Origin of the sequence: Halomonas citrativorans, from assembly GCF_014898005.1 — a bacterium.
GTDB classification, from domain to species: Bacteria; Pseudomonadota; Gammaproteobacteria; order Pseudomonadales; family Halomonadaceae; genus Vreelandella; species Vreelandella citrativorans.
In genome coordinates this window covers 53,918-77,450 of the sequence record NZ_JABUYX010000005.1, presented here as the reverse complement: position 1 = coordinate 77,450, position 23,533 = coordinate 53,918, and the positions used below count along the sequence as shown (strand labels likewise).

At 53.8% G+C, this 23,533-nt stretch carries 18 protein-coding genes and 2 tRNA genes; 14 read left to right on the top strand and 6 right to left on the bottom strand.

The annotated features are described in order from the left end of the window. The first annotated feature begins 66 nt into the window (after positions 1-66). Positions 67-798, top strand: a complete 732-nt coding sequence (nfsA, locus tag INT20_RS07995; protein WP_172117213.1) for an oxygen-insensitive NADPH nitroreductase — start codon at positions 67-69, stop codon at positions 796-798. 124 nt (positions 799-922) lie between these two features. Further along, a complete protein-coding gene (locus INT20_RS07990) occupies positions 923-1,519 on the top strand; it encodes a hypothetical protein (RefSeq protein WP_226912096.1) in 597 nt (198 codons plus the stop codon). Between the two features lie 22 nt (positions 1,520-1,541). On the opposite strand, the gene INT20_RS07985 is transcribed toward INT20_RS07990, so the two are convergent. After that, positions 1,542-2,066 (bottom strand): helix-turn-helix domain-containing protein, encoded by a 525-nt coding sequence (locus INT20_RS07985; protein ID WP_087106281.1) that lies wholly within the window; start codon positions 2,064-2,066, stop codon positions 1,542-1,544. Between the two features lie 288 nt (positions 2,067-2,354). Between INT20_RS07985 and gltX the strand changes: the two genes are divergently transcribed. The 3 genes from gltX to INT20_RS07970 all read left to right on the top strand — a co-directional run bounded on the left by gltX (position 2,355) and on the right by INT20_RS07970 (position 4,136). Beyond that, a complete protein-coding gene (gene gltX / locus INT20_RS07980) occupies positions 2,355-3,833 on the top strand; it encodes a glutamate--tRNA ligase (RefSeq protein WP_193054819.1) in 1,479 nt (492 codons plus the stop codon). A gap of 131 nt (positions 3,834-3,964) precedes the next feature. Continuing rightward, positions 3,965-4,040, top strand: a tRNA-Ala gene (locus INT20_RS07975). A gap of 20 nt (positions 4,041-4,060) precedes the next feature. Continuing rightward, positions 4,061-4,136: transfer RNA gene (locus tag INT20_RS07970), tRNA-Glu, on the top strand. A gap of 626 nt (positions 4,137-4,762) precedes the next feature. On the opposite strand, the gene gltA is transcribed toward INT20_RS07970, so the two are convergent. Next, positions 4,763-6,049: a citrate synthase gene (gene gltA, locus INT20_RS07965; RefSeq protein WP_172117211.1), complete on the bottom strand. Its 1,287-nt coding sequence runs from the start codon at positions 6,047-6,049 to the stop codon at positions 4,763-4,765. A gap of 499 nt (positions 6,050-6,548) precedes the next feature. Here gltA and sdhC point away from each other — a divergent pair, with 499 nt between their 5' ends. From sdhC to sucD, 9 genes are all read left to right on the top strand, one after another. Further along, positions 6,549-6,926: a succinate dehydrogenase, cytochrome b556 subunit gene (sdhC, locus tag INT20_RS07960; protein WP_087106275.1), complete on the top strand. Its 378-nt coding sequence runs from the start codon at positions 6,549-6,551 to the stop codon at positions 6,924-6,926. After that, the gene (gene sdhD / locus INT20_RS07955) at positions 6,920-7,267 is read left to right on the top strand and encodes a succinate dehydrogenase, hydrophobic membrane anchor protein (RefSeq protein ID WP_172117210.1); all 348 of its coding nucleotides are present in this window, start codon (positions 6,920-6,922) and stop codon (positions 7,265-7,267) included. Before sdhC ends, sdhD begins: the two co-directional genes overlap by 7 nt. Positions 7,268-7,270: 3 nt before the next feature. Further along, positions 7,271-9,043, top strand: coding sequence for a succinate dehydrogenase flavoprotein subunit (gene sdhA, locus INT20_RS07950; protein ID WP_172117209.1), 1,773 nt, complete (start codon positions 7,271-7,273; stop codon positions 9,041-9,043). A gap of 27 nt (positions 9,044-9,070) precedes the next feature. Beyond that, positions 9,071-9,781: a succinate dehydrogenase iron-sulfur subunit gene (locus tag INT20_RS07945; protein WP_087106268.1), complete on the top strand. Its 711-nt coding sequence runs from the start codon at positions 9,071-9,073 to the stop codon at positions 9,779-9,781. A gap of 335 nt (positions 9,782-10,116) precedes the next feature. Further along, the gene (locus tag INT20_RS07940; protein ID WP_193056754.1) at positions 10,117-12,951 is read left to right on the top strand and encodes a 2-oxoglutarate dehydrogenase E1 component; all 2,835 of its coding nucleotides are present in this window, start codon (positions 10,117-10,119) and stop codon (positions 12,949-12,951) included. 40 nt (positions 12,952-12,991) lie between these two features. Further along, the gene (gene odhB, locus INT20_RS07935) at positions 12,992-14,572 is read left to right on the top strand and encodes a 2-oxoglutarate dehydrogenase complex dihydrolipoyllysine-residue succinyltransferase (protein ID WP_193056753.1); all 1,581 of its coding nucleotides are present in this window, start codon (positions 12,992-12,994) and stop codon (positions 14,570-14,572) included. A gap of 127 nt (positions 14,573-14,699) precedes the next feature. Continuing rightward, complete coding sequence (gene lpdA, locus INT20_RS07930) at positions 14,700-16,139, top strand: dihydrolipoyl dehydrogenase (protein WP_172117206.1); 1,440 nt, start codon at positions 14,700-14,702, stop codon at positions 16,137-16,139. A gap of 142 nt (positions 16,140-16,281) precedes the next feature. After that, complete coding sequence (sucC, locus tag INT20_RS07925) at positions 16,282-17,448, top strand: ADP-forming succinate--CoA ligase subunit beta (RefSeq protein ID WP_193054822.1); 1,167 nt, start codon at positions 16,282-16,284, stop codon at positions 17,446-17,448. Then, positions 17,448-18,320: a succinate--CoA ligase subunit alpha gene (gene sucD / locus INT20_RS07920; RefSeq protein ID WP_172117205.1), complete on the top strand. Its 873-nt coding sequence runs from the start codon at positions 17,448-17,450 to the stop codon at positions 18,318-18,320. Before sucC ends, sucD begins: the two co-directional genes overlap by 1 nt. A 77-nt stretch (positions 18,321-18,397) precedes the next feature. Here sucD and INT20_RS07915 read toward each other — a convergent pair whose 3' ends face one another. The 4 genes from INT20_RS07915 to INT20_RS07900 form a co-directional block, all read right to left on the bottom strand. Beyond that, a complete protein-coding gene (locus tag INT20_RS07915) occupies positions 18,398-19,408 on the bottom strand; it encodes a lysylphosphatidylglycerol synthase transmembrane domain-containing protein (RefSeq protein ID WP_193056752.1) in 1,011 nt (336 codons plus the stop codon). A gap of 4 nt (positions 19,409-19,412) precedes the next feature. Next, a complete protein-coding gene (locus INT20_RS07910) occupies positions 19,413-20,246 on the bottom strand; it encodes a DUF2334 domain-containing protein (protein WP_193056751.1) in 834 nt (277 codons plus the stop codon). Continuing rightward, on the bottom strand, positions 20,239-21,381 hold the full coding sequence (locus INT20_RS07905) for a glycosyltransferase family 4 protein (RefSeq protein ID WP_193056750.1): 1,143 nt from the start codon (positions 21,379-21,381) through the stop codon (positions 20,239-20,241). The genes INT20_RS07910 and INT20_RS07905 overlap by 8 nt, the downstream gene beginning before the upstream one ends. Before the next feature lie 178 nt (positions 21,382-21,559). Next, positions 21,560-23,497, bottom strand: a complete 1,938-nt coding sequence (locus INT20_RS07900; RefSeq protein ID WP_193056800.1) for an exoribonuclease II — start codon at positions 23,495-23,497, stop codon at positions 21,560-21,562. Positions 23,498-23,533: the final 36 nt, after the last annotated feature.

Here is a 23,533-nt window from a genome sequence, read left to right as displayed (position 1 = left end):
CTATTAGCGTGCGACTGTGCGACTCTAGTGTTGATAAGCGATACTGATTTATAAAGGCGAGGTACCATGAACGACGTTATTAAACTCTTGAAATCCCACCGTTCAGTTCGAAAATTCAAGGATCAGCCGATTGCACGTGAGCTGCTGATCGAACTTATCCAGGCGGGTCAAGGAGCGGCAACGTCCAGTCATGTTCAAGCCTATACGGTTATTCATGTTACAAATCCGGCTAATCGCGAGCAGATTGCTGAGTTAGCGGGTGGCCAGCCTTATATTGCCAGCTGTGCGGACTTTCTGGTCTTCTGTGCTGATATGAAGCGCCCAACCGAGGCATCTGAGCGGGCGGGTTCCAACGTTGTTCGAGGGATGACAGAACAGCTGTTGGTAGCCACGGTAGACACTGCTTTAATGGCGCAGAATGTTGCGACAGCTGCTGAATCAGAAGGGCTGGGCATCTGTTATATTGGCGGTATTCGCAATAACCCCCAAGCGGTTAGCGATCTGTTAAAGCTGCCTGAGCATGTTTACCCTGTATTTGGTATGTGCCTTGGCTATCCGTCTCATGAGCCGGAGGTAAAGCCCCGCCTGCCGGTTGAAGCGATCTTAAAAGAAGACTACTACAGCGACGACAGTGCGCAGGTGCAAGCGTTTGATGACACCATGCAGGCGTATTATCAGTCGCGTAGCAGTGGTAATAAAGACACCGATTGGTCACAAAACCTGAAGCCGCTGTTTGATAACAAACTACGACCCCATATGCGCGACTTCTTGATTCAGCGTGGCTTTGAAATGAAGTAGCCCAAACGGCACCTTGCTTATGACCGCCATCGCTCCTCTTCCTGATGCTTCATGAGTGATCGAATTCACTGCTGCCAGCAGGTGGCAGTGATAATCTGGAAGCCGCCGTTTTTGAGGAAGCACTATGTGTAAGTTACGAACAGGGTATACGCGACAAACGGGCTTTGGCCTATTAATGGTGGTGACGATGTCGGCTGCAGGATGCAGCGGTTCCGAAGATGAACCGCCGAGTAATGTATCTGAACAGACAGCTACCAGCACGCAACCGGCTGACGCTTCTGTAGCGGAAGAGCCTGCGACCATCGTACCCTTGGAAGTCGCTATTTCGACATCGGTTGCCTTGCGCCCTGATCGGCGTCTGATGGTGGAGGGAGAAACCAATCTACCTGATCAGGCGCAGGTGCAGGTTATTGTCGAGCGCGAAGTGAGTCGTGTGCGCTGGAGGGCGCGTGCGCGGGTTAGTGACGGAGGCTTTATTGCCGGTCCATTTGGTTCAGGAAGCGGTTTGCCGGATGGTGGCTATATCGTACAGGTGCAGCTTTCCGAAGCCAGTGTGCAGCCTCAAACCGTACAAGCCGTGATCGGTAATCGCGGGGAGAATTTGGCGGGAGAGCTGGTTAGCCAATCCCGCCATGGGTTGGGTCAAGTGGCCACCTACTCACGCCGTTTCTTGGTGGGGGAGGAGCCAAGACGAACACGTGACCAGGTGGAAGTGCATTAACATTTACGGGGATGTAGATGCTTTAGACAGAACGCCAATGGGCTAGCAGTACCGCATGTATTTCTACGTCAGAAGGCGCTTTTGCAAAGTGCTCAAGTACAAAACGCTCATCGCGACTGACAAGATAATGCCCGGCTTTATGAAATACGTGCGTCGGGCCCAGCAGCAGTAAATCATTGGCTGCGACGGGTGAAAAGTCAGTGCCTGAATCTGGCGTTGCCATAACACAGGGTGCTTTCCAGTCGATATTTAACGCTAAATGGTGTGGAACGGTAATTGTCGTTGCTTGCACCTGTTCCCAGGGGAGGGGGCCAGTGTGTTTCAACGTCAACAGTTGAGGGGCGGTGTCGCCTTCCAGCAAGGTAGCAAGTGAACAATCCAACGCCTCGGCTAGAGCGACCAAACGCTCGTGACCAATTTGTTTAATTGCACCTGATTCCCAGTAGGAAATAGTAACATCCGACACGCCAACGTTACGTGCTAGGGCAGCTTTGTTGAGCTTGGCCCTAAGACGCAATTGCTTAATACGTGAGCCTAGCGATTCCATTTCGATTTCCTATAATTGAGCTGTGTAAGCTCGTTAAGTTTACTTCAACCACAGTTGCAGCGATGTGAGCACGCTTAGTGCGTTTAAGCACTTTTTATAAGCATGATCGCCGATCATCGACGCCGCGCCATACTAAGCGATTGTTCAGTGTCGCGCATCTTGTAATCTTATAACCGTATTACTTTTTGTAAGACGCTTTAATATGAAAGTCGTTCCATCTACAGCGCTGTTGGTTATGCGTAGGGTAGGTATAATATCGCTACGCTTTCTCGCTATAAGGATGTCTTGATGACCGTTCGTACTCGCATTGCACCTTCCCCGACGGGGGATCCCCACGTTGGCACGGCGTATATTGCGCTGTTCAATTTATGCTTTGCGCGTCAGCATGGCGGGCAGTTTATTTTGCGCATTGAAGATACGGACCGCGTACGCTCAACGCCTGAGTCAGAGCAGATGATTCTGGACTCCTTGCGCTGGCTTGGGTTGGAGTGGGATGAGGGGCCTGACGTTGGCGGCCCACACGGTCCGTACCGCCAAAGCGAACGTGGCGATATTTATGCGCAGCATGCTCAACAGTTGCTGGACGCTGGCCATGCGTTTAAATGCTACCGCACTGCAGAAGAGCTGGATGAGCTGCGTGAGTCGCGTAAGGCAGCAGGCTTGCATCTGGCGCTCAAGCCGGGTGACCTGGCTTTGGATGACGCAGAAGCTGCACGCCGGCAGCAGGAAGGCTGGCCTTATGTCGTGCGTATGAACGTGCCCAGCGAAGGTGTCTGTGTAGTAAACGATATGCTGCGCGGTACGATTGAAGTGGAGTGGGCACAAGTTGACGCGCAGATACTGCTCAAGTCGGACGGCATGCCTACTTACCATTTGGCGAATGTGGTAGATGACCATTTAATGGAAATCACGCATGTGCTGCGTGGCGAAGAATGGATTAACTCTGCACCCAAACACCAGCTGTTATATGAATACTTTGGTTGGGAAATGCCTGAGCTATGCCATATGCCGCTTTTGCGTAATCCCGACAAATCCAAGCTGTCCAAACGTAAAAATCCCACGTCGATTAATTTCTATCGTCGGATGGGCTTTTTACCTCAAGCGGTTACCAATTACCTTGGCCGTATGGGCTGGTCCATGCCGGATGAGCGCGAGAAATTTAGCTTACCCGATATGATGGCCGAGTTTGATATTCAGCGTGTATCGCTGGGCGGCCCGGTGTTTGATCTTGAGAAGCTTACCTGGCTCAACGGCGTTTATATCCGCGAGGACCTGGATGATGATGCGCTGCTTACTGCGCTGCGCGAATGGGCGTTTAATGATGCCTATGTAAGGCAAATTTTGCCCCAGGTACGTCCACGCGTAGAAACACTTTCACAAATCATGCCGCTAGCCGGGCACTTCTTCTCAGGCTTACCTACGCTTACAGAAGATGACTTCGCCAGTATTAAGCTGGAGAAAGACGAGTTAGTGAAATTGCTGCAGTTCCTGGTCTGGCGCTTCGAGGTGCTACCTGCCTGGGATAAAGAAGCGCTGCTGGCCGAAGTAAAGAGCTTGTCAGCGTACTTCGAGCTTAAAATGAAAGCATTCCTGGCGCCGATTTTTATTGCGATTACAGGTAGTAGCTCAAGCACGTCTGTTATGGATGCCATGGCGATTCTGGGTTCCGATATCACTCGTGCGCGTCTGCGCAACGCTATTGATGTGCTGGGTGGCGTTTCCAAGAAACAAGCGAAACGTTTTGAAAAAGAGTACCGCGATCTGTAAGTCGTTCAGCTAATGGCTGCAGGAAACGCCATTCTCCATTGACGTTAGGCGTCTGGCGTTTTTCTGGGGTATTAATGCGCTTGACGAAGACGAGCGTAATCAGTATTATACGCTCCGTCTTCAGGACATGTGGGGCCTTAGCTCAGCTGGGAGAGCGCAACACTGGCAGTGTTGAGGTCAGCGGTTCGATCCCGCTAGGCTCCACCATTTAGTTTGTTTGTCGTAACGTCCCATTCGTCTAGTGGTCCAGGACACCGCCCTTTCACGGCGGTAACAGGGGTTCGAACCCCCTATGGGACGCCATCTCTTTTATACTCTTCTATCCCCATATTGATGTAGTAATGAACTCTTTCATTTGCTGCGTTTTTTCCTGCCTGTTATCTAGCTGAGCCGCTAAATCCTCACTTTATTTGTGGTATTTTCGCTTGACTTGTCCACTTTTGGTGGTCCTTGCTAAAGGTTGTGCACAACCCTGTGCTGCACCCGCGAAAAATATTCGAATTAACTTATCTTGTTTAAAAACAGTGGCTTACATGAGGTCAAAAAATGACCAATTTAAGGGGAGGTCACTGTTCATGGCGATTCAGGGGCATTTGTGAGAGGTTATGAACAAGGTTATCCACAGATAGTGTGGAAAACATTTTTCCAACCTGGCTCTTAAAAAAGTCAAGCGCTATTACGGCCTTTTGCTCGCTTTTTGACTGGCGTTTTCGTCTATTGATGAGGTGAAGCATGCGCGTTTGGAGAGGCGTTGTTGGATGTCGTGCTAATGAGGTCAGAATGCGCGTCTAGCGCACGTATTCGAACGTGTTTAGAGGGAGTGGCTTGCGGGAGTTATTAGGCTTGGAGAGCGGTCATATACAAGCAAAGACGCTTAAACAGGGAAGGCCACCCGTGGGTGGCCTTCTTGAAGATTAAACCATCGAAAATTATTTCGACGGGTAATCGCGTTGGTCATGGCCAGTGTAAAGCTGGCGCGGACGACCAATTTTATAGCTTTCGCTCAACATTTCGTTCCAATGGGAGATCCAGCCAATCGTGCGTGATACGGCAAAGATTACCGTGAACATATTGGTGGGGATGCCCATCGCTTTCAAAATAATGCCAGAGTAGAAGTCGACGTTCGGGTAAAGCTTGCGCTCGATGAAGTATTCGTCTTCAAGCGCAATTTGCTCTAGGCGTTTGGCAATTTTAAGCTGCGGGTCGTTCGCCATGCCCAGCTCGGCGAGTACTTCGTCGCAGGTCTCTTTCATTACCTTGGCGCGGGGATCAAAGTTGCGATACACGCGGTGACCAAAGCCCATTAGCTTGAACGGGTCTTCCTTGTCTTTTGCCTTATCAATGAAGCGTTGGATGTTCTCTTCAGAGTCGTCGCCAATCTCATCAAGCATCGCCAGTACGGCTTCGTTCGCACCGCCGTGTGCCGGGCCCCATAGTGCCGCAATGCCAGCGCTAATGCAGGCAAAGGGGTTGGCGCCGGTCGAGCCTGCCAAGCGTACGGTAGAGGTGGAAGCATTCTGCTCATGGTCGGCATGTAGCATGAAAATGCGATCCATCGCTTTCGCGTAAACCGGGTTGATCTTGTACTCTTCGCACGGGTTGCTGAACATCATGTAGAGGAAATTCTCTGCATAACTCAGGTCGTTGCGCGGGTAATTAAACGGCTGACCAACATTATACTTGTGCGACATGGCCGCCAGAGTAGGCATTTTGGCGATCAGGCGAATAGCACTAATAGTGCGGTCTTCTTCTTTAGTGATATCCATGTGGTCATGGTAGAACGCCGCAAGGCCGCCTACGACGCCGCACATAATTGACATGGGATGCGCGTCGCGGCGAAACCCTTTAAAGAAGTTGTTGATTTGGTCGTGCACCATCGTGTGATTACGAATGCGTGCAGCGAAGTCCGTGTACTGCTCGTCGTTGGGCAGTTCACCAAAAAGCAGGGTATAGCTCAGTTCAACAAAGTTGGACTCTTTAGCCAGTTGGTCAATAGGGTAGCCGCGATGCAGCAGTACGCCTTTGCCGCCGTCAATATAGGTGATGGCAGATTGGCAAGAAGAGGTGGCCATAAAGCCAGGGTCGTAGGTGAACAGGCCTTCCGCACCTAAGCCACGGACATCAATAACGTCTGGGCCAAGGGTGCCGGAGTACATGGGTAGTTCGATCGTTTTATCAAGACCGTCTACCGTCAATGTTGCTTTCCTGTCAGCCATGTTGGCCTCCTTTCGGATTCGGGTTGGGACGTAAAGTCATTGTTTCGCATGCCGCGCCGGCGAAAAGGTTTGCCCACTATAAGAGCGCGCGACATTTTGTCAATTATGCAAAGCGCTAGGCATGGGTGGTGCGTGTATGGTTATGCAAAATTATTATCTTAGACAATTTTTGTATATGGCAAATGATAGCTATAGTAACCAGGTGTCAGAGATTTGACGAATCCTTAACAGGCTTATCAAATTATCGTGACTCTGTCACTATATCGATGCTGCATTGCAAAATCGACTCGGGCGGGCTGCTTTTTTTTGCAACATAATTGAGTTAGGTCCGAGTTCGGTTTGTCAGCAGGGGCGAAGGTTCTTATAATCCACGGCGCGCGACCGGCAGGTAGGTGGTCGTGCCCGACTTGGCAAACGGCCGAGCCCCTTCCAGCAACCACTGCCCGCTCGGGCTATGCCCGACCTGTCGCAGAGCGGGCCAAGAGAGTGTGTATAAGCCGTGAATAGCAAACGACCCGTAAATTTAGATCTAACAACGATACACTTCCCACTTCCGGCACTGACGTCGATTGCCCACCGTATTACGGGGGTTATTCTGTTCGTCGGCCTGGTGTTCGCTTTTTGGGCGTTGGGTAAGTCACTTTCATCTCCAGCAGGCTTTGATGCCGTTAGCAGCGCACTTGCCAATAATTTATTGGCCAAGTTCATTGCTTGGGGACTGCTTTCTGCGCTGGCGTTCCATTTTGTAGCAGGGATTAAACACCTGTTAATGGATGCCGATATTGGTGTGACACTAGAAGGTGGTGTGCAAAAAGCACAGATCACCGTTGTGGTGAGTGCCGTTCTAATTATTCTGGCAGGAGTTTGGGTATGGTAACCAACGTCACAAGTTTTGGCCGAAGCGGACTGTCTGATTGGCTGATGCAGCGTGTGTCTGCGGTGGTGCTGGCCGTTTACACGGTCTTTATGGTGGCCTATCTGTTGTTTAATCCAGACCTTGACTACTACACCTGGAGCGGCCTGTTTAACCAAACGTGGATGCGGATCTTCTCATTGCTGGCTTTTATATCCATTGCAGCACATGCCTGGATTGGCTTGTGGACCGTAACCACTGATTACCTTAAGTCCACTGGCCTGCGCGTAGGTGCCCAGACGCTGATTATTCTGGCTATCTTCGTGTACCTGGTTTGGGGCATTCAAATTCTGTGGGGAGCTTGATAAATGTCTAACCTTCGTAGCCTGACGTTTGACGCCATTATTATCGGTGGCGGTGGCGCTGGCCTGCGCGCTGCTTTAGAACTGGCGAAGTCCGGTAAACAAACAGCCGTCCTTTCCAAAGTCTTCCCGACACGCTCTCACACTGTCTCTGCCCAGGGCGGTATTACCTGCGCTATCGCGTCTTCTGATCCCAATGACGATTGGCGCTGGCACATGTACGACACTGTTAAAGGCGGCGACTATATCGCTGACCAGGACGCGTCGGAGTATATGTGCTCTGAAGGCCCGAAAGCTGTATTTGAACTTGAGCACATGGGCCTGCCGTTTTCGCGCTTTGATAACGGCCGCATCTATCAGCGTCCGTTCGGTGGCCAGTCCAAGAATTTCGGTGAAGGCGGCCAGGCGGCGCGTACTTGCGCGGCGGCAGACCGTACCGGTCACGCACTGCTGCACACGCTTTACCAGAACAACCTTAAGAACAATACAACGTTCTTGAATGAGTGGTACGCGGTTGATCTGGTGAAGAATGGCAACGGTGACGTGGTGGGTTGTATCGCCATGTGTATTGAAACTGGCGAAGTTGTTCACGTTAAATCCAAAGCCACTGTATTGGCGACTGGCGGTGCTGGCCGAATTTACGCATCTACCACCAATGCCCTGATCAATACGGGTGACGGTATCGGTATGGCGTTGCGTGCGGGCTTCCCGATGCAGGATATGGAAATGTGGCAGTTCCACCCGACCGGTATTTACGGTGCGGGCACGCTGGTAACCGAAGGGTGCCGCGGGGAAGGTGGCTACCTGATCAATAAAGACGGCGAGCGCTTTATGGAGCGTTACGCGCCCAACGCGAAAGACCTGGCGGGTCGTGACGTTGTTGCGCGCTCCATGGTCATGGAGATTCTGGAAGGCCGCGGTTGTGGCGAGAAGGGCGACCACGTCTTCCTGAAGCTTGATCACTTGGGTGAAGAGGTGCTGAGCAAGCGTCTGCCAGGTATCGTTGAGCTTTCAAAGACTTTTGCTCATGTCGATCCAGCGAAAGACCCGATCCCGGTCGTGCCGACCTGCCACTATATGATGGGCGGTATTCCGACCAACATTCATGGTCAGGCGATTCTGCAGGACGAAAGCGGCAACGACCAGATCATCAACGGTCTGTTCGCCTGTGGTGAAGCAGCGTGCGTATCTGTTCACGGTGCTAACCGTCTGGGCGGAAACTCTTTGCTGGATCTGGTGGTGTTTGGCCGTGCCGCCGGTATGTTTATTGAAGGCGCGCTGAACGAAGGTATTGAGTACCTGGATGCCTCCGAGTCTGATATTGAATCAGCGATGAAGCGTATTACTCGTTGGAACGAGTCGGAAGGCGGTGAGAGCATTCCTGCGCTGAAAGCAGAGCTTCAGGACATCATGCAGAACTCTTTCGGTGTATTCCGTGAAGAGAAAAACATGCTGGAAGGCGTTGAGAAGCTTGCCAACCTGCGCAGCCGTATTGCCAATGCTCACCTGCCTGATAAGTCCAATGCTTTCAACACGGCCCGTGTAGAAGCGCTGGAACTTGATAACCTGATGGAAGTGGCCGAAGCGACGGCAATTGCCGCCCTTGAGCGTAAAGAGAGCCGCGGTGCCCATTCACGTTACGATTACCCAGACCGTGATGACGTCAACTGGCTGAAACACTCGCTCTACTTCCCGCTCACCAAAGAGCTGAAGCAGCGCGACGTCAACTTCAAGCCGAAAACTGTTGATACGTTCGAACCCAAGGTTCGTACCTACTAAACTCCGCATTGACGAGAGGGAGTTATAATGTCCAATCTTCAGGTATCCGTATACCGTTACAATCCGGAAACCGACTCCGCGCCCTATATGCAGGAGTTCCAAGTTGATACCAAAGGGCGCGATGTCATGGTGCTGGATGTTCTTCATATGATGAAAGAACAGGACAGCGGTCTGGCATTCCGTCGTAGCTGCCGCGAAGGCGTTTGCGGCTCTGATGGTATGAACATGAACGGCAAAAACGGCCTAGCGTGTATTACACCGCTGTCAGATGTTGTGAAAAACAACAAGCTGATCCTGCGCCCGCTGCCCGGCCTGCCGGTTATCCGCGATATGGTTGTGGATATGGGGATTTTCTATAAGCAGTACGAGCGTATTCAGCCGTACCTGCAAAATGAAACGCCAGCGCCCGCCATTGAGCGCCTGCAGTCGCCCGAAGACCGTGAAAAGTTGGATGGCCTGTACGAGTGCATCTTGTGTGCTTGCTGCTCTACGTCTTGCCCGTCGTTCTGGTGGAACCCGGACAAGTTCGTAGGACCTGCTGGCTTGCTGCAGTCTTACCGCTTCCTGGCGGATTCGCGCGATACCGCAACCCGCGAGCGTTTGACCAGCCTGGAAGATCCGTTCTCGGTGTTCCGCTGCCGTGGCATCATGAACTGCGTAGCGGTTTGCCCGAAAGGCTTAAATCCGACGCGCGCGATTGGTAAAATTCGCGAAATGCTGCTCGCAGATGCAACATAAACGCCTTGTGAGTCAATAAAAAGCGATTGCCACGCAACAAGTCTCGTTTTACTACTTAAATCGTGGCGCTTCGCTTGTTATCATAGGGTTTGTCATAAGGTGCGGCGCGTCGCCGCACTTTATGAGCAGTCAAGTTTAAAAGCCGGTGCTGCGAGTACCGGCTTTTGAGCATGAACTGAGCAAGAATAGCAGTTAAGAAATAGCAATTATGTAGGGCTTCCGGCCGTTGGTCGGTGCCGCCGGTACATGTTCCGCCCCGCCGGCAGGGCAATAGCGATGTCGTTGTTTTTTGCAGCGATGCCGATACCACCCCATCAGTGTAGGGTGACCGAGAGATGCAACAAGGCATAATGGAGTTAATGTGGCGTTCCTCTCACGTTAGTGGTGGCAATGTCCACTACGTGGAAGCGCTTTACGAGCAGTACCTCGCCGATCCAGATGCTGTTTCTGACGAATGGCGTAGCTATTTTGACCAGCTACCGAGTTCCGAGGGCAGTGCCTCCCACGATGTTCCACTAAGCCCGACTCGTGATCAATTCTACCAGCTAGGTCGTGAAAGCCGCCCGGGCCGGGTAGTTGCCGCTGCCGATAGCGGTGAGAACAAAAAGCAGGTGAAAGTCCTGCAGTTGATCAATGCGTATCGCTTCCGTGGTCATCAAAAGGCTGATATCGATCCGCTTGGACTGCGTAATCCTACCCCCGTCCCTGACCTCGATTTATCATTCCATCAGTTGACCAAGGCTGATCTTGATACCGAGTTCCAGACCGGTTCGTTCTTCCTGGGTATTGATAAGGCACCACTGCGTGAGATCGTGGACGCGTTGGAGAAGACGTACTGTCGCTCCATCGGCTGTGAGTTCATGCATATCGTGGACACAGAAGAGAAACGCTGGCTACAACGGCGCTTCGAATCAGTGCGCAGTGCTCCCAAGTTTAGTGACGATGTTCGCAAGCATGTGCTCGAGCGTCTGACGGCTGCTGAAGGTTTGGAAACTTACCTGGCATCCAAATATCCGGGTACCAAACGCTTTGGTCTTGAAGGTGGTGAAGTCTTTGTACCTATGATGGACGAGCTTATCCAGCGTGCTGGCGGTTATGGTACGAAGGAAGTCGTTATCGGTATGGCGCACCGTGGTCGCCTCAACCTGTTGGTCAATATTCTGGGCAAAAACCCGGCTGACTTGATTGATGAGTTTGATGGTAAGAAGGTGATTGAGCGTGGTTCTGGCGATGTGAAGTATCACCAGGGCTTTAGCTCCAACGTCATGTCACCGGGCGGCGAAGTCCACTTGGCCATGTCGTTCAACCCCTCGCACCTGGAAATTGTCGCACCGGTTGTTGAAGGTTCCGTACGCGCGCGCCAAGACCGCCGCAAGGATCCTGCCGGCGACAAGGTGTTACCCATCAATATTCATGGTGATGCTGCCTTCGCGGGTCAAGGCGTCGTCATGGAGACATTCCAGATGTCTCAGACCCGGGCCTATAAGACCGGCGGCACGATTCACATCGTCATCAATAACCAGGTGGGCTTTACGACGTCCAACCCCATGGATGCTCGTTCGACCGAGTACTGTACCGACATTGCCAAGATGGTCCAGGCGCCCATCTTCCATGTGAATGGTGATGATCCTGACGCCGTTATCCATGCGACCCAAGTGGCGCTAGATTACCGTCAACAGTTCAAAAAAGACGTCGTTATTGATCTGGTCTGCTACCGTCGCCGTGGGCATAACGAAGCCGATGAGCCGTCCGGTACGCAGCCTTTGATGTACGCCAAAATCAAGGATCATGCGTCGACGCGTACGGTTTACGCTAAGCGTTTGGTTGACCAGGGCGTTCTATCTGAAGATGACGCCAAAGCGATGATGGAAACGTATCGCGATGATCTGGTCGCGGGTAACCACGTTGCCAATGCACTGGTTCAGGAGCCCAATCAATCCCTGTTTGTGGACTGGGCGCCGTACCTGGGGCATGAGTGGACGGGCGATGCGGATACGTCTTTTGACATGAAGCGTCTTCAGCAACTGGCTGCGAAAATGTGCGAGATTCCGGACGGGGTCGAAGTGCAGCGCCAGGTAGCCAAGATTTACGAAGACCGCCGCAAGATGCAGGCCGGTGGCATGGCCATGAACTGGGGCTTTGCTGAAACGCTGGCCTACGCCACGTTACTTGACCAAGGGCACCCGATCCGGATTACTGGTCAGGATGTGGGTCGCGGTACGTTCTCGCACCGTCACGCTGTGGTTCATAACCAGAAAAATGGCTCTACCTACGTGCCGCTGCAAAACATGGCCGATGGTCAGCCGGTTTTCACCATTCACGACTCCTTCCTGTCAGAAGAAGCTGTGTTGGCGTTTGAGTACGGTTATTCCACCACTGCGCCGAATGACCTGGTTATTTGGGAAGCCCAGTTTGGTGACTTCTTCAACGGTGCACAGGTGGTCGTTGATCAGTTCATCTCTTCTGGTGAGAGCAAGTGGGGCCGTTTATGTGGCCTAACGATGCTGCTACCCCATGGCTATGAAGGCCAGGGTCCAGAGCACTCGTCTGCGCGACTGGAACGTTTCCTGCAAATGTGTGCTGAGCACAACATGCAGGTCTGTGTGCCGACGACACCTGCGCAGATTTATCACTTGCTGCGTCGTCAGGTGATTCGTCCGCTGCGCAAGCCGTTGATTGTTATGTCGCCCAAGTCGTTGCTGCGTCACAAGGAAGCGGTATCGAGCCTTGAAGATCTTGCTCACGGTAAATTCCAAATGGTGTTGCCGGATCAAGCGGATCTGGCCGCTGAAAACGTAACGCGCGCGATTCTGTGCTCAGGCAAGGTCTACTATGATCTGGCCGCCTGGCGTGCAGAAAATGAGCGTAACGATACGGCGATCATTCGTCTTGAGCAGCTGTATCCCTTCCCGAAAGAAGAACTTCTGGAAGCGCTCCAGGCGTATGGCAATGTGGAAGATATTGTCTGGTGTCAGGAAGAGCCGTTGAACCAGGGCGCTTGGTACTCCAGTCAGCACCACATGCGTACAGTGGCCGATATGCTTAAAGATGGCCTCGGACGCGAGTTGAAATTTGCAGGACGTCCTGCCTCTGCCGCGCCGGCAGCGGGCTATATGTCCGTCCATACTGAACAGCAGCGCCAGCTGGTGGAAGACGCTTTCAATCTGTAAAGCGCCCACCGGATTTAGAGAACACCATAAGGGAAACGACATGGCTACCGAGATCAAAGCGCCAACCTTTCCGGAATCCGTTGCCGAAGGTACTGTGGCTACGTGGCACAAAAAGCCGGGTGACAGCGTCGAGCGTGACGAACTGATTGTTGAAATCGAAACCGACAAAGTGGTGCTGGAAGTGGTGGCACCTGAAGCGGGCACCCTGACTGACGTAATGGCCGAAGAGGGCGAAAGCGTCGCGTCTGAGCAGGTGCTTGGCAAAATCGGTGAAGGCAGCGCTTCAGGCGACAGCGGTAAAAAAGAAGAGCCATCTTCTGATGAGCCGAAAGCCGAGAAAGCTGATCAGCAAGACGAAAAGAAAGAAGAGAAAACAGAAGAGAAGAAAGCCAGCGGCGGCAAGCAGCATGATGTAAAAGCGCCGAGCTTCCCTGAGTCTATCCAGGAAGGCACCGTGGCGACTTGGCACAAAAAGGTCGGTGAAGCGGTTAAGCGCGATGAAGTGCTGGCTGATATCGAAACCGATAAAGTCGTACTGGAAGTGGTTGCGCCTGCTGACGGTGCGCTGGCAGAAATCAAAGCCGAAGAGGGCAGCCAGGTAGAGTCCGAAGCAATTCTCGCGGTCTTCACCGAAGGTGGCGGTAGCAACGTAGCAACAGCGGCTGATAAAGAGCCAGCCGCCTCTGCTGACGATGGCGCCAGCGATGAGAAAATGGGCGACAAGATCGTCGCACCGGCGGCGCGCAAGCTGGTTGCCGAGCACGACCTTGACGTTGCCAAAATTGAAGGTACGGGCAAAGGCGGTCGCGTCCTGAAAGAAGACGTGCAAAAAGCCGTTAAAGATGGCTCCGCCAAGAAAGGTGCTGCCAAGTCTTCTGCGCCGAGCAACGCCGCAGCGATCCCAGCGGCTGTTGAAGGCGAGCGTGTTGAAAAACGCGTGCCGATGACCCGCCTGCGTCAAACGATTGCCAAGCGTCTGGTACAAGCTCAGCAAACCGCTGCCATGCTGACCACGTATAACGAAGTGGACATGACTGAGATCATGGCCCTGCGTGCGCAGTACAAAGACACCTTCCTAAAAGCTCACGATATCAAGCTGGGCTTTATGGGCTTCTTTGTAAAAGCGGCAACTGAAGCTCTCAAACGCTTCCCGGATGTTAATGCCTCTATCGACGGTACCGACATCGTGTATCACGGTTACCAGGATATCGGTGTTGCGGTATCCACCGACCGTGGTCTGGTGGTCCCTGTACTGCGCGACACCGACAGCATGAAAATTGCTGATGTCGAAAGAACGATTGTTGATTTCGGTAAGCGTGGTCGTGACGGCAAGCTGGGCATGGACGACATGATCGGCGGCACCTTCACCATCACCAATGGTGGTACGTTCGGTTCTCTGATGTCGACGCCGATTATCAACCCGCCGCAAACGGCTATTCTGGGGATGCACAAAATCCAGGATCGTCCGATGGCTATTAATGGCAAGGTTGAAATCCGCCCCATGATGTACCTGGCACTGTCATATGATCACCGTATGATTGATGGCAAAGACGCCGTACGTTTCTTGGTTACGCTTAAAGAATTGCTGGAAGACCCGGCACGTTTGCTGCTGGACGTCTAAGGTACGTAGACCACGTATCCTTGCGTATTGATATTTCGATACGCGCCACCCTTCTTATGCAGTCGCACACCGCTCTTCTCTCGGCAATGTAAAGACGAGAGAAGAGCACCGAGCTAAAGGAGCCAACATGGCTGACAAGTTTGATGTGATCGTTATCGGCGCCGGCCCTGGCGGTTACGTAGCTGCTATCCGCGCAGCGCAAATGGGCCTGAAAACAGCCTGTGTTGAAAAATGGGTTAACAAGGAAGGCAAGACTGTTCACGGCGGCACCTGCCTGAACGTCGGTTGTATTCCTTCCAAAGCGCTGCTGGAAACCTCACATAAGTTTGTTGAAGCACGTGATCACTTTGCTGAAGTTGGCATCGAGATTGACGCGCCGAAGGCTAACATCGCCAAAATGCTCGAGTTCAAAAACTCGGTCATTAACAAAAACGTGGGCGGCATCAGCGCACTGTTCAAGGCCAACGGTGTTACTTCGCTGGAAGGTAAAGGTAAAGTTACTTCGTCTACCGAAGTTGAAGTAACCGACCACGATGGCAACGCCACGACCTACACGGCTGACAACATCGTTATCGCCGCAGGCTCCGTGCCGGTTGAAATTCCGCCGACGCCGCTGACCGACGACCTGATTGTGACGTCTACAGGCGCACTTGAGTTTACCGAAGTACCCAAGCGTTTGGGTGTGATCGGTGCTGGTGTTATCGGCTTGGAGCTGGGCAGCGTCTGGAAGCGTTTAGGTTCTGACGTGACCGTTCTTGAAGCCATGGACAGCTTTTTGCCGATGGTTGACGGCGCGATTGCCAAAGAGACCCAGAAGCTGCTCAAGAAACAGGGTCTGGACATCAAACTGGGCGCACGCGTGACCGGCTCTGAAGTCAAGGACAACGAAGTCGTCGTTAAGTACACCGACGGTGACGGCGAGCAGGAAATGACCTTCGACAAACTGATTGTTTGTGTGGGTCGTCGTCCTTATACGCAAGGCGTGATTGCCGATGGCGTAGGCGTTGAGCTTGACGAGCGTGGCTTTATCTTCGTTGATGACCAGTGCCGTACTAATGTCCCGAGCGTTTATGCAATCGGTGACTGTGTACGTGGTCCAATGCTTGCTCATAAAGCGTCTGAAGAAGGCGTTATGGTCGCTGACATTATCGCTGGCCATAAAGCTGAAATGAATTACGACGCCATCCCCAGCGTTATCTACACCTCGCCTGAAGTCGCGTGGGTAGGTATAACCGAGCAAGATGCCAAAGCGAAAGGCATTGAAGTCAAAACCGGCTCTTTCCCGTTCTCTGCCAACGGTCGTGCGCTTGCCAACAATGCGCCTGAAGGTATGGCCAAGATTATTGCCGATGCCGAAACAGACCGCATTCTGGGTATGCACATCGTCAGTCAGCACGCGGGTGAGCTGATTGCCCAAGGCGTTATCGCGATGGAATTTGGTTCCAGCGCTGAAGATCTAGCGTTGACCTGCTATGCCCACCCGAGCACTTCTGAAGCTATTCATGAAGCGGCTCTCGCGGTGGAAGGCCATGCAATCCACATGGCTAATCGTAAAAAGCGCAAATAAGTTCAGCGGTAACTACCAGGCGCCACCATTAGGTGGCGCATCACTTTCGGGCATGTTGTAAAATAGCGCGCGAAAGTACGGGGACAGCCCGTTTTTAAAACGGGTTGTCGTTCGAGTCACATGCAACCAATGGCATGAATCGATGAACCTTCACGAGTATCAAGGCAAACAGCTGTTTGCTGATTATGGTCTACCAGTGTCTAAAGGCTTTGCCGTGGACACTCCCGAAGAAGCAGTAGAAGCCTGCAAAAAGATCGGCGGCGACATGTGGGTAGTTAAAGCCCAGGTGCACGCAGGTGGCCGTGGTAAGGCGGGTGGCGTTAAGCTGATCAAAGATCCGGCTGAAGCGAAGGCATTTGCCGAGCAGTGGCTGGGCAAAAACCTGGTAACCTTTCAGACTGACGAACAAGGTCAGCCGGTTGCCAAGATTCTGGTAGAGACCTGCACTGATATCGCCGATGAGCTTTACCTCGGTGCCGTTGTCGATCGTACTACCCGTCGCGTGGTCTTCATGGCCTCGACCGAAGGTGGTGTTGAAATCGAAACGGTTGCTGAAGAGACGCCGGAAAAGATTCTTAAAGCCGAAATTGATCCGCTGGTTGGCGCACAGCCGTACCAGGCGCGTGAGTTGGCCTTTGCTCTGGGCCTGAAAGGCGACCAGGTCAAGCAGTTCACCAAGATCTTCCTGGGCCTATCCAAGTTGTTCCACGACAAGGATCTGGCACTTTTAGAGATCAACCCGTTGGTTATCACTGACGAAGGCAACCTGCACTGCCTCGACGCCAAACTGGGCCTCGACAGCAATGCGTTGTACCGTCACCCGGACCTGCAGGCCATGCGCGATCCTTCCCAGGAAGATCAGCGTGAAGCCGATGCAGCGAAGTGGGAACTGAACTACGTCGCACTCGACGGTAACATTGGTTGCATGGTAAACGGCGCAGGCCTGGCCATGGGCACCATGGACATCGTTAACCTGAGTGGCGGCAAGCCGGCTAACTTCCTGGACGTTGGCGGCGGCGCGACCAAAGAGCGCGTAGCAGAAGCGTTCAAGATCATCCTGTCTGACGACAACGTGAAAGCCGTTCTGGTTAACATCTTCGGCGGTATCGTACGTTGCGACATGATTGCTGAAGGCATTATCGGTGCCGTTGAGCAAGTGGGTGTCAACGTGCCGGTCGTGGTTCGCCTGGAAGGTAACAATGCCGAGTTGGGTGCTGAGAAACTGGCGTCCAGCGGTCTGAACATCATCGCTGCTACCAGTCTGACCGATGCGGCTCAGCAGGTTGTTAAAGCGGCGGAGGGCAAGTAATGAGTATCCTGATCGATAAGAACACCAAGGTCATCTGCCAGGGTTTCACCGGTGGCCAGGGCACGTTCCACTCCGAGCAGGCGATTGCCTATGGCACGCAAATGGTCGGTGGTGTTACGCCGGGCAAAGGCGGCCAGGAGCATTTGGGCCTGCCAGTTTTCAACACCGTTAAAGAAGCGGTCGAGAAAACAGGCGCGGAAGCCAGCGTTATCTACGTACCGGCTCCGTTCTGCAAAGACTCAATCCTTGAAGCTGCTAACGCTGGCATCAAGCTGATCGTTTGCATCACCGAAGGTATCGCTACGCTTGATATGCTCGACGCAAAAGTAAAATGCGACGAGTTGGGCGTGCGTCTGATTGGCCCGAACTGCCCGGGTGTTATCACGCCGGGTGAGTGCAAAATCGGTATCATGCCGGGTCACATCCACCAGCCGGGCCGTGTGGGTATCGTTTCCCGCTCTGGTACGCTGACTTACGAAGCCGTTAAGCAGACCACTGACCACGGTTTCGGTCAGTCTACCTGTGTCGGTATCGGTGGCGACCCGATTCCGGGTTCCAACTTCATCGACATTTTGGAAATGTTTGAGAAGGATCCGAAAACCGAAGCGATCGTCATGATCGGCGAAATCGGTGGTACGGCTGAAGAAGAAGCAGCCGCCTACATCAAGGATCACGTTTCCAAGCCAGTGGTTTCTTACATTGCCGGTGTTACTGCACCTCCTGGCAAGCGTATGGGCCACGCTGGCGCCATCATTTCTGGTGGTAAAGGCACGGCTGACGAGAAGTTTGCTGCTCTGGAAGACGCCGGTGTTAAAACCGTTCGTTCTTTGGCAGAAATCGGCGACGCACTGAAAGAAGTGACGGGCTGGTAAGCTGGCAAGCGGATCAAAAAGGGGTGCCGTTTGGCACCCCTTTTTTGTGTCTTCAAGTTGACTGCGTCGCCGTCACTTTACTCCTCGGCCTCACGCTTGCGCCCTTCAAGAATTTTTCTGAGTAGCGGGCGTCCTGCCATCAGCATAAATACCGGCGCCCCGGCGATCAGATAAAAATAGTAGGTGACAGCACGCCAGATCAAGATGGCGGCTGCCGCACTGCTTTGACCCACTATAGGGGCCAGCAGGGCCGACGAGGAGAGCTCTGCGCCCCCAGCACCGCCGGGCAGCAGGGTCAGCTGGCCAGCCGCCATGGAGAGCATCTGCACCAGGAAGGTCCATGCCCAGTCCAGATGTTGTCCAAGGCCGTACAGCGTGACGTAGAGAATGCTGTAGCGCACGATCCAGTGCACGATCCCGAATCCGAAGGCCAAGGCCAGCGCGGAGCGCGGCAACTGAAGGGTTTCGGTAAAGGCCTGCTTAAAGAGCAGGATGCGGCGCACCATAGCATGCTGGAGCCGTGCACTGACACGCATTCGAGACAGTAGGCGGCCGGTCACAATTAGTACGCGGCGATGATAGCGGCCTATGAGAACGACGCCGAGCAGCGCCAGGCACAAGAGTGCCATGGGCACCACCAACATCCATCCTAGGCGGGCATCAATGGAGCGCGTGATGACATAAATCATCATCGCGATCATCGAACAGAGAAAAAACAGCAGGTCAATGATCTGGTCTACAGCAAAAATGGCAGTGGTCTGCGCGGGTCGTACGCCACGTCGCGTGAGAAGGGCGATCAGTGTCAATGGCCCACCGCTTCCCCCTGGCGTGGCGCAAATGGCGAATTCAGTGGCCATTACCGTACCGGTTGCACGCATCAGGCCCATGTTGCCGGCGCGTCCCGCCAGTAGAACACGCAGCTTGGCACCGTTAAGCAGCCAGCAGACCAATATCATGCACAGCATCAGCGCAAACAGACTTGGTGGAAAACCGGCAAGTAGATGGATAAGGTCAGTGCCGCCCAATAATAGAGGGATGGCCATAACAGCGATGAGACCTGCGGTCAGCAGCCAGAGTGTTCTTTGCATGCGTTTAATTATTCAGGGGTGGGTTTGGCGCTGGGCGAGCGTTTTCAAGGCGGGTACCCATACGTGATGATAAGGTGCCAGTCTGATCGTGCTGACTGCAATGGCGCTGTAACCAACTGATCTTGGTGGTGGGCCGATAGCCTTCTTCTAACAGGCGCCGAATCGTCGTCAGCCAGTAGCGCCTTGAAATAGCATGGCACATATCCACGGGGTGTAACCCCAGGCGAATCAGTGGCGCTTGACGATGACGACGCCTGGCCCGCTCATTAACGACCCAGGACATACCGCGCCGCCAGCGGCTGCGTGCGCTCCACACTAGCGAGGGCGCCTTAATCGGTGTGTAGTCTGGCAGAAAGTACAGCTGGCCGGGGTCGCTGGTATAGGTAAACCCTTGGGTTTTCAGTGCCTGCCGTGCGCCTTCGCCTAAAAGCCAGGCGGGCGCAACGAATCCCTCCAGTGGCCAGTCTTGAGCACGAAAAAGTTCGACGCCACGCTGTAAACGTTCAAGCGCATCAGCGTAGCTGAGCGGGTAAAACTCACCTTCATAGGTATAAAGCCGTCGCATGAAGTAATCGCGCGGCGTGCGGGGGGCGGGCGCATCATCGCAGTGATAGAAACCATGTAACGCCAGTTCGTCTCCGCGCTCCCTGCGCTGATGCAGAAGCTGCAGCATGTCGGTGTCTTTAAAGGTGTTACTGCGATGATGAAAGTCAGGCACGACAAGCCAAGTCATGGGGATTTTTCCCATGCTATCGACCTCCTCGACAAAGGCGCGATAGTCCGGCCAGGTGATGGGGGCAATGTCATGGAGTACCAGTGCAAATTCCCTGTTAGCCATGCTGTGCGCTCACCGTTGCCGTATGACTAATGCCGAGAAGTTCGCGATAGTGCTGCATAACCCCCTGCACGACGATATCCCAGTCATGATGGCGTTCTACATGCGCGCGCGCGCGACGGCCCATGGCTTTTGCATCGTTTTCGAAAAGCGCCTGAATGCTGCGAGCCATATCTTCACTGTCCAGTGGTCGACACAGCATTCCGCACTCTTCGGGAATGTTTTCGGTCAGCGCACCGGCGCGGGCTGCCACTACCGGAATGCCACAAGCCATGGCTTCCAGCACAATCAGCCCGAAGGTTTCCTGGGTGCCCGCATGCAACAACGCATCGCTACTGGCGAAATAACGTGCAATCTCGGCGGTCGGGCAAAAATGATTGATGACCGTTACGTTGTCGGGAACCTGAGTTGGCATTGAGGAGCCGATCATCAGTAAATGATAGCGCTGTGTGGATGTGCCGCTCTTCAGGCGGCGCATGGTCTCCAGCAGGATCGACAGGTTTTTTTCCTGCGAGCCACGCCCGGCAAAAACCAGCAGGCGTGTGTCATCATCAAGCCCCAGCTCGACCCTGACCTGCTCATCGCGAAGTTCAGGACGAAAGGTGGTGAGATCTACGCCCAGCGGCTGAACGCGAACCTCCTTAATACCCAGCCCTTCGAGTCGCTCTGCCATCACACGGCTCGGAGCGAGGACGCGATCATAGTGATCATAAAGCCGCGAGATGTAGCCATTGATCAACGAACGTGACCAGCCCCCTAGCCGATTGCTGATCATGGTGGGTAGGTCGGAGTGGTAAAAGGCTATCAGCGGGATATCGAGCTCACGGGCGCTTGCGATGGCCGCCCAGCCGACGGTATACGGGTCGCCGGCTTCGATCAGGTCCGGACGCACCTCATTAAGCGCTCGCCGCCAGGGACGCCTTGTCAATGGGAAGCGATAGCCATTGCTGAAAGGCAGTGGGGTTGCGGGCACATCAACACGGTGATCTTGGGCTATATACACATGGCGCTCGCCAGGCACCAGCAGGGTATGGCGAGCATCGGCCAGGGCGTTCAAGCGATGACGCTTGGCATCAAGATAGGTACGTACGCCGCCACTGGAGGGCGCATAAAACATGGTCATGTCGGCAATATGCACTACGCCGATACCTCCTCGAACCACTGATAGTTGAGCGGGCGACTTATGATTGCAAACGCAGGGGGCTGCAGGCGCCCCCTGTATAATGTGTCATTTTGTTGACCGCTGAAGCAAGCGGCAAGCGGCTATTGCCAGGTTGCCGAGGTCATAAGCCCGCCCATATGGGCGGGCAGACACTTTAGGCGGGGCGTGCCACCAGCGAACGGGTCTCTTCACGCGCTTCTACCAGCGCAACACGCAGGCTATCGCCCAGTTTATAGCGCTCTTCACCCTCGATCTGAATGCGTCCCTCTTTATCATCGATAGCCACTTTGTCGCGGTCGCTATGCATCAAGGGAGCTGGAACAAACGCGGTAGCGCCATTCTCAATCAGGCGTACGCGCATTCCGCCACGGTTAATCGCCATAATGTCAGCTTCAAACGTGTCCTGGTTCTGCGCCGCAGGCGTTAAGAAGCGCACGTAGAGCCAGTCTTTCACATCACGCTCGGCCATCCGGTTTAGGCGGCGGCGCTCGGTGAGCTGCTCGGTTAACGCCTGGCTTGCTTCTGCCGGGGCCTGTTCGCTTTTCAGTACGCGTTTGATCAAACGGTGATTGACCATATCGCCATACTTACGAATCGGCGATGTCCAGGTCGCGTAAGCAGCCAAGCCAAGGCCAAAGTGCGGGCCGGGCTGAGCAGACATGCTGGTAAAGCCCTGGAAACGACGCAGACGGGCATCCAGCCAAGCGTCATCGCGGCTCTCAAGCGCGCGCTTAAGCTCTTTGTAGTGATCAAGTTCCGTTAACGCTTCACGCTCAACGGTAATCTCCTGGCTTGCCAGGAACTCTTGCGCCGCCTCGGCTTTTTCAGGCTCAAAGGCACGATGCACGTTAAAGATACCGTGGCCGATGTGGCTTGCCAGGAAGTCCGCGCAGCAGGCGTTGGCCGCAATCATCGACTCTTCAATCATGCGGTTGGCGATGCGCCGGTCTTCGGTATTGATCGCCAGCACATTGCCTGCCGCATCCAGCTCAAAAACGTAATCGGGGCGATCTTTAAAGACCAGTGCGTGCTCGTTGCGCCAGGCGGTACGTGCTTCGGTGAGCTCCTGCAGCGCAGTAAGCTGCTCGGCGATGTTATCTTCGGGTGCCCAATCGCCTTGACCGTCAATCCAGTCAGAAACGCGGTCATACACGAGCCTGGCGTGCGATTTAACGTTCGCCGCGAAGAAGCGGTAGTCACCCAAGCTGCCGTCGGCATTGATAACCAACGTGCAAGCGAGTGTCGGACGCTCTTGGCCTTCCCGTAGCGAACACAGGTCATCGGCCAACTGTTCCGGCAGCATGGTCACGTTTTGGCCCGGTAGGTACACGGTGAAGGCGCGGGTACGTGCTTCCAGGTCAGCGGCATGCCCCTCTTCTACATAGGCAGTGGGGTCCGCAATCGCGACGCTTAGCTGCCAGCCGCCTTCCGCGTGTTTGCTTACGTGTAGCGCATCATCCATATCGCGGGTTTTTTCACCGTCGATAGTGAAGAAGGGCTGCTCGGTAAGGTCTTCGCGGGTCAGGCCTTCTTCGTGTAATGGCCATTCGGTGCCCGCATCGGGGCAGTCCTGTTCCAGCGCGTGACGGGCAAGTGTGACGCGCCATGGCACCGCAGGGTCGTCCGACTTGGCGACCAGCTCATCAATCTGGGCAAAAAAGCCGCGGTCATTCTCTTTAAGCGGATGGCGAACCAGGCGGGCAACCACCCAGTCACCATCGGCAATGCTGGCTTCATCCAGGCTGTTTTTGATACGTGACTTGATCACATTACGAATAGAAGAGTGATCAGGGACGACGGCCAAACGATCTTCGCGCTTTTGAACACGCGCCACAAAGCGGTCAAGACCGGCTTCAATCAGCTTTTCAGGCTCAACCGATTTCTTGTCACCGTTTTCGTGAATCACCGCTTCTACGCGGTCACCGTGAATCACCTGCTTCATCGCGGGAGGCGGCACGAAGTAGGATTCACCGTTATCGGTTTCGAGAAAGCCAAAGCCTTTCTCGGTGGCTTTAATCACCCCTTCAGCGCGCGGGGTGGTATCACGAATTTGTTGCTTGAGCTGAGCAAGCATAGAATTATTCTGAAGCATGAGATCAATCAGTTGGCGAGAGTAGCTTGCCACTAT

Coding starts and splice junctions, on each gene's coding strand:
- nfsA (WP_172117213.1), top strand. CDS start 67: ATGAACGACGTTATTAAACTCTTGAAATCCCACCGTTCAGTTCGAAAA.
- INT20_RS07990 (WP_226912096.1), top strand. CDS start 923: ATGTGTAAGTTACGAACAGGGTATACGCGACAAACGGGCTTTGGCCTA.
- INT20_RS07985 (WP_087106281.1), bottom strand. CDS start 2,066: ATGGAATCGCTAGGCTCACGTATTAAGCAATTGCGTCTTAGGGCCAAG.
- gltX (WP_193054819.1), top strand. CDS start 2,355: ATGACCGTTCGTACTCGCATTGCACCTTCCCCGACGGGGGATCCCCAC.
- gltA (WP_172117211.1), bottom strand. CDS start 6,049: ATGGCTGACAGGAAAGCAACATTGACGGTAGACGGTCTTGATAAAACG.
- sdhD (WP_172117210.1), top strand. CDS start 6,920: ATGGTAACCAACGTCACAAGTTTTGGCCGAAGCGGACTGTCTGATTGG.
- sdhA (WP_172117209.1), top strand. CDS start 7,271: ATGTCTAACCTTCGTAGCCTGACGTTTGACGCCATTATTATCGGTGGC.
- INT20_RS07945 (WP_087106268.1), top strand. CDS start 9,071: ATGTCCAATCTTCAGGTATCCGTATACCGTTACAATCCGGAAACCGAC.
- INT20_RS07940 (WP_193056754.1), top strand. CDS start 10,117: ATGCAACAAGGCATAATGGAGTTAATGTGGCGTTCCTCTCACGTTAGT.
- odhB (WP_193056753.1), top strand. CDS start 12,992: ATGGCTACCGAGATCAAAGCGCCAACCTTTCCGGAATCCGTTGCCGAA.
- lpdA (WP_172117206.1), top strand. CDS start 14,700: ATGGCTGACAAGTTTGATGTGATCGTTATCGGCGCCGGCCCTGGCGGT.
- sucC (WP_193054822.1), top strand. CDS start 16,282: ATGAACCTTCACGAGTATCAAGGCAAACAGCTGTTTGCTGATTATGGT.
- sucD (WP_172117205.1), top strand. CDS start 17,448: ATGAGTATCCTGATCGATAAGAACACCAAGGTCATCTGCCAGGGTTTC.
- INT20_RS07915 (WP_193056752.1), bottom strand. CDS start 19,408: ATGCAAAGAACACTCTGGCTGCTGACCGCAGGTCTCATCGCTGTTATG.
- INT20_RS07910 (WP_193056751.1), bottom strand. CDS start 20,246: ATGGCTAACAGGGAATTTGCACTGGTACTCCATGACATTGCCCCCATC.
- INT20_RS07900 (WP_193056800.1), bottom strand. CDS start 23,497: ATGCTTCAGAATAATTCTATGCTTGCTCAGCTCAAGCAACAAATTCGT.